This window comes from Mycobacterium sp. TH-M25 (genome assembly GCF_057473665.1).
Genome location: NZ_JBYCLA010000231.1, coordinates 1 through 5,340, shown reverse-complemented (window position 1 = coordinate 5,340; position 5,340 = coordinate 1). Strand labels below are relative to the sequence as shown.

Sequence of the window (5,340 nt, the reverse complement as noted above, 5' to 3'; positions counted from 1 at the left end):
GGGCATCCCAGTTGTTCGACCGCGCAACCTTGTCTTGGACTTTTGCCGTATACCCGGCCAGGAAAGGCACCGCGATCCCCGCCGTCGCGTCCAGTCGCCGGTCGCGGACCACCAGGTGAGCCGCGAGGTCGGTGGTGTTCCAGCCCGCACATAGCGTCGGGGCATGCGGGCCAGCCGCGCGAAAGGTGGCCACCAGAGCACGTCGTTCACGCTGCGCTTGGCTCATCTGCGGCGTTCCTCCTCATCGCTTCGCTCTGCATCGTCACCACCTTAGGCGACGTCGCGCGCTGGCGAGCGACAGAGATGTTCAGTAAGTTAATCTTTAACCTTGTGAAGCGAACCCGAGAGGTCGGGTTCGCAGGTTTGTCGTCGCCCGTCGAGAGGTATGCGCGTGGCTCCGAGGCTGAGTAGCTTGGTTCTTGCCCGATCGTTCGAGAGGGGCCTACGTGGGTGAGGTGCGTGCACTCTCGCTAGCACCATCGGCGAGTCCTGCTGAGCTGGACCAGCACGCTTGGTCTGATCCGGCACAGTTCACAAGGTGGCACATCGAGATTCGGCGCAGGGTGCTCGCCCACCTCAGAGAGTTCGTCACCCACCGGTGCGCCGCCGAACTGTCCGAGTCCGGCGTGCAAATAGCCGGCGATATCCTGCTTGATTTCGTAGCCGGCGGAAAATGCCTGCGCTCGACCTTCATGTACCTGGGCTGGCTCGCGGGTTCAGCAGACAGCGACGAGGCTCTCTTCGCCTGCACCGGGCTGGAGTTGCTACACGCGTTCGCCCTGTTGCAGGACGACGTGATGGACGCCGCATCGTCGCGTCGCGGCCGTCCGGCGGCCCACGTGCAGTTCAGCCAATGGCACCGGAGCCAGAAGTTGTCCGGTCCAGCGGAGCGATTCGGCGAATCGGCGGCGATCCTGCTGGGTGACCTCTGCCTGATCTGGGCCGAGCAGATGCTACGGGAAAGCGGCGTGGAACATCGCAGCCTGCAGCAGGCCTGGCCCCGCTACGACGCGATGCGCACCGAACTCGCAGTGGGCCAATTCGCCGATCTCGCAAACGATGCCCGGGACTTACCCTCGATGGACACGGTCCTGGATGTGGCGCGACGCAAATCGGGCAACTACACCGTGCGCCGGCCGTTGGAAATCGGCGCAGCGATGAGCGGCTGCAGCGATCGCACCATCTCGGGCCTGGGCCGCTACGGCGAAGCGGTCGGTGAAGCGTTCCAACTTCGTGACGACCTGCTCGGAGTTTTCGGCAACGCGTCGGTGACCGGCAAACCCGACGGCCAAGACCTCGTCGAACGCAAGGCCACCAGTGTCATCATTGCCGCACACCAGTTGGCCGATCCAGCCGCCCGCCGACAGCTCACCGAGTTGATGAACACCACCGAACTCGACGCCGACGCGATCGAAGGCTGGCGTGAGTTGATCGTCCAGACCGGCGCCGTGCGGTGGATCGAGACGACCATCAGCGATCGAGTAGCCCGCGCACTCGACGAACTCGACCAGCTTCGGATCAGCGAGCCAGTGCGGGCCGCATTGACGAACATGGCCGCCGTGTGCACCCAGCGAGCCGACTGATGCGAAGTGTGCAAGGCCCCACTAGCCGCGTCGTCGTCGTCGGCGCCGGCTTGTCCGGACTGACCGCGGCGCTGCACCTGGCCGGGCGGGGCCGCGAGGTCACCGTCGTCGAGCGTGAGGACTGGCCGGGCGGGCGCGCCGGCCGGGTCGACGTGCGCGGGTATCAGCTCGACACCGGACCCACCGTGCTCACGATGCCGGACATCATCGACGAAGCCTTTGCCGCGGTTGGCGAAAACCGTTCGGATCGTTTGGATCTGATGCCGATCGATCCCGCGTATCGAGCGCAATTCGCCGATGGCAGCAGCCTGGACGTGCACAGCGACGCCGACCTCATGGCCGAGGCCATCGCGGGCTTCGCGGGCGCCAAACAGGCCGAGGGTTACCGGAGGTTGCGCACCTGGCTGACCAAGTTGTATCGCACAGAATTCGACGGGTTCATTGCCGAGAACTTTGATTCCCCGCTGGCGTTGGTGAATCCGCAACTGGCGCGGCTGGCGGCCCTAGGCGGATTCCGCAAGTGGGACACCATGGTCAACCGCTACATCTCCGACACCCGGTTGCGGCGAGTCTTCACGTTTCAGTCGCTTTACGCCGGAGTCGCACCACGAAAGGCGCTGGCCGTCTATGCGGTGATCGCCTACATGGACACCATCTCCGGGGTCTACTTCCCGCGCGGCGGAATGCGGGCCCTACCCGATGCATTGGCAGCAGCCGCCGCCGCCGCCGGAGTGCGCTTCGTCTATGGCGCAACGGTCACCGGACTGGAGCGCAGTGGCAGCCGGGTAACCGCCGTGCTCACCGACACCGGCGAACGCCTCGCCGGCGACGCCGTGGTGCTGACCACCGAACTGCCGACCACCTACCCGCTGTTGGGGCGCAAGCCGCGACGCATCGGTCGGCTGCGGCCGGCGCCATCTGCGGTCGTCGCCCACGTCGGACGGCCTCGCTCGGCGCCCGCGAATCCACCTCTGGCACACCACAACATCATCTTCGGCCAGGCGTGGGACCAGACGTTCACCGACATCATCAGGGACGGTCAGCTGATGCGGGATCCGTCACTACTCGTCACCAACCCCACGGCCAGCGACCCCGGCCTGGCCCCGCCCGACCGTGACTTGTTCTATGTACTTGCCCCCGCCCCCAACCTCGAACGCGGGATCATCGACTGGTCTCACCTCGGGGACAGCTACACCGAGCAGCTCATCGATATCGTTGCCGCGCGGCTGATTCCGGGATTCAGGGACGGTGCCGAAGTGCTCCATGTCGTCAACCCCGAGGACTGGGCCGCTCAGGGGATGATCGCAGGCACACCGTTCGCGCTGGCTCACACGTTCGCTCAGACCGGGCCGTTTCGTCCGGCCAACACGGTGCGGGGCATCGACAATGCGGTGCTCGCCGGGTCGTCGACGGTTCCCGGCGTCGGGGTGCCAACCGCGATGATCTCCGGCAGGCTGGCAGCCGACCGGATCACCGGCATCGCCGATCAACCGAAGCCGACCGTCATCGCGAAAGCCGGAAAGTCATGATCCACACCGAACTGAGCGCCGCAGGTATCGACGATCCGCGACTGCGGGCGGCTTACCAACGCTGCCGCACGCTCAACGCCGCTCACGGTCGCACGTTTTTTCTCGCCACCCGACTCCTCGCACCCGACCAGCGCCCGCCGATCCATGCGCTCTACGGCTTCGCGCGGTACGCCGACGACATTCTCGATGACTTCGATGCGTCGTTGGACACGCCGACGCGGGCGGCGCGCCTGCAACAACTCAGCGAACAGTTCTTCGCTGCCGACGAGCATCCGAGCAACCCAGTGCTGGCCGCGGTCCGCCACACCGCGCGGCGTTACGCAATCGGCGACGAACTGTTCGACGACTTCCTGACATCCATGCGCATGGACCTCACGATCACCGACTATCCCGACCGCGACGCGCTCAACCTGTACATGAAGGGCTCCGCGGAAGCGATTGGCCTGCAAGTGCTTCCGATTTTGGGCACCATCGTCCCCGCCGAGCAGGCCGCGCCGCACGCCGCGGCACTGGGTAGAGCGTTTCAACTGACCAACTTTCTGCGTGACATCCACGAAGACCTGGTCCGTGGGCGGGTTTACCTGCCTGCCGATGAACTGGCTTCCCACGGCGTCGACCGCGAACTGTTGACGTGGTGCCACACCAATCGCACCACCGACCACCGGGTGCGCAATGCGCTGGCCGACCAGCACCACATCGCCCGCGGTGTCTACCGCTACGCCGCTGACGGTGTCGCTCTGCTGGAACCGCGATCGCAGCCGTGCGTCGCAACTGCATTGACGCTCTACGCCGACATCCTCGATCGCATCGAAGACAGCGGCTTCGCGGTGTTCACCCACCGCGCCACCGTCGGGAACGGGCGACGACTGCGCGTCGCCGGCGCCGGGCTGATCCGCTCGTGGCGGGCACGGCGAACACATCGGGTCGGGTCAGAAGCGCGCAAATCTGGTGCAGCGTAGTGGATCACTGGCAGTATCTGATTGTGCTCGGCGCCTGCCTGGCGATCACCTTGCCGCTCGAGATCTTTCGCCCCGGCGTGTACCGCCAGGCGTGGCGGGCTACCCGCGCGGTGCTACCGGTTGCCGCCGTGTTCGTGCTGTGGGACGAAGTCGCAATTGCCGCCCATATCTGGACTTACAACCCCGCCTACGTCACCGGTGTCGAGATCCCGTTCCACATGCCGATTGAAGAGGTCTTGTTTTTTCTGGTGATTCCCTTGTGTGCCTTGCTGACCTACAACGCGGTGAGCGCGATCCTGCGACGGGTCACCCGCCGATGACCGGCCTCGGTTACACCGTCCCCGCCGTGATGTCGGCGCTGGTGGTCTGCGCCCTCGAGTTGATGGTGTTGCACACCGGCCTTTTTCGGCGTCCGGCCTACTGGCTGTCGATGGTCATCGTGATCGGCTTCCAGATCCTGACCGACGGCTGGCTCACCAAACTGAGCGCCCCGATCGTCATCTACGACGACCGGCAAACCAGCGACGTTCGATTTCCGTTTGACATCCCGATCGAGGACTTCTTGTTCGGCTTCACCTTGGTAACCGCAGTCCTGCTGCTATGGGAGCGACAACGTGAACATCAATAACACCGGCCTGCCTCGCGCAGACGTGCCGGCCGCCTTCGACGTCGGCGCCTCGGCCTACGACCGCCTCGTCGGTACCAGCCCGGGATACCATGCCCACCTTCGGCTTTCGGCACAGCGATTGCGGTTGCCCAACGACGGGCGCGGCCTGCGGCTGCTGGATGCGGGCTGCGGTACCGGTGCCTCGACGGCAGCTCTGCTCAGCGTCGCCCCGAACGCTGACATCGTCGCCATCGACGCGTCAAAAGGCATGCTCGACGAGGCGAAGAACAAACCGTGGCCCCCGTCGGTGCAATTTGTGCACACGCCGGTCGAAGGCCTCGCCGACAACGGCGTTGTCGGACCCTTCGACGGGATCCTGGCCGCGTATTTGATCCGCAACCTGGCCGATCCCGACACCCAGCTGCGGGCGCTGCGCGACCTGCTGGCACCCGGCGCCACATTGGCTGTGCACGACTACTCGGTCCGCGACTCGCGCGCCGCCACCGCGGTATGGAACGCGGTGTGCTGGGGCATCATCATCCCGTCGGGGTGGTGGCAGACGCGCGACGCGACGCTCTACCGGCATCTGTGGCGCAGCGTGTTGACCTTCGACGGCGCAACACGATTGCGGCAGCGGATGCGTGATGCGGGCTTCGTCGCGG

General features: G+C 65.5%; 7 protein-coding genes. 6 read left to right on the top strand and 1 reads right to left on the bottom strand.

The window, feature by feature from the left end:
- Nucleotides 1–226: maleylpyruvate isomerase N-terminal domain-containing protein (locus AC2VOU_RS07740; protein WP_486956846.1), on the bottom strand; the 226-nt coding region annotated here is incomplete at its 3' end.
- Between the two features lie 220 nt (nucleotides 227–446).
- Between AC2VOU_RS07740 and AC2VOU_RS07735 the strand changes: the two genes are divergently transcribed.
- From AC2VOU_RS07735 to AC2VOU_RS07710, 6 genes are all read left to right on the top strand, one after another.
- Nucleotides 447–1,583: a polyprenyl synthetase family protein gene (locus AC2VOU_RS07735; protein ID WP_486956845.1), complete on the top strand. Its 1,137-nt coding sequence runs from the start codon at nucleotides 447–449 to the stop codon at nucleotides 1,581–1,583.
- The gene (gene crtI, locus AC2VOU_RS07730; protein ID WP_486956844.1) at nucleotides 1,583–3,112 is read left to right on the top strand and encodes a phytoene desaturase family protein; all 1,530 of its coding nucleotides are present in this window, start codon (nucleotides 1,583–1,585) and stop codon (nucleotides 3,110–3,112) included. The genes AC2VOU_RS07735 and crtI overlap by 1 nt, the downstream gene beginning before the upstream one ends.
- Nucleotides 3,109–4,071 carry a phytoene/squalene synthase family protein gene (locus AC2VOU_RS07725; RefSeq protein WP_486956843.1) on the top strand — a complete coding sequence of 321 codons (963 nt, stop codon included), beginning with the start codon at nucleotides 3,109–3,111 and terminating at the stop codon, nucleotides 4,069–4,071. Before crtI ends, AC2VOU_RS07725 begins: the two co-directional genes overlap by 4 nt.
- Nucleotides 4,071–4,391 (top strand): lycopene cyclase domain-containing protein, encoded by a 321-nt coding sequence (locus AC2VOU_RS07720; RefSeq protein WP_486956842.1) that lies wholly within the window; start codon nucleotides 4,071–4,073, stop codon nucleotides 4,389–4,391. The genes AC2VOU_RS07725 and AC2VOU_RS07720 overlap by 1 nt, the downstream gene beginning before the upstream one ends.
- A complete protein-coding gene (locus AC2VOU_RS07715) occupies nucleotides 4,388–4,699 on the top strand; it encodes a lycopene cyclase domain-containing protein (protein ID WP_486956841.1) in 312 nt (103 codons plus the stop codon). Before AC2VOU_RS07720 ends, AC2VOU_RS07715 begins: the two co-directional genes overlap by 4 nt.
- Nucleotides 4,686–5,340: class I SAM-dependent methyltransferase (locus tag AC2VOU_RS07710; protein WP_486956840.1), on the top strand; the 655-nt coding region annotated here is incomplete at its 3' end. The genes AC2VOU_RS07715 and AC2VOU_RS07710, both read left to right, overlap by 14 nt.